1 protein-coding gene is annotated in these 443 nt (G+C 46.7%); it reads right to left on the minus strand.

The window, feature by feature from the left end; translation table 11 throughout:
* Positions 1-443, minus strand: a 443-nt coding sequence (locus ACNFOC_RS55405) for an amino acid ABC transporter ATP-binding protein (RefSeq protein WP_521987325.1), incomplete at both ends; no start/stop codon positions are given.

A 443-nucleotide genomic window follows, 5' to 3' on the forward strand; every position in this document is an offset into this window, starting at 1 on the left:
TGCTATGGCAACACGTTGCTGCTGACCACCAGAAATCTGTCCGGGAAACTTCTGGGCATGTTCGGCAATTCTCACCCGCTCAAGGTAATGCATCGCCAGAGCTTCAGCCTCTTTCTTTGGCATCTTGCGTACCCAAATCGGTGCCAGGGTACAGTTCTGTAACACGGTCAGATGAGGGAAGAGATTGAAATGCTGAAAGACCATTCCCACTTCCTGCCTGACGCGCTCAATATTGCGGATATCTTCATTAAGTTCGATGCCATCTACCACGATCCGTCCCTGTTGATGTTCTTCCAGATGATTAATACAACGAATGGTTGTCGATTTACCGGAACCTGAAGGGCCACATAGAACGATCCGTTCGCCCGGTTGCACGGTTAAATTTATATTTTTCAAAACATGGAATTGTCCATACCATTTATTGACGTTTTCCAGCGTAATCA

This window comes from Streptomyces colwelliae (genome assembly GCF_048158785.1).
Taxonomy (GTDB): domain Bacteria; phylum Actinomycetota; class Actinomycetes; order Streptomycetales; family Streptomycetaceae; genus Streptomyces.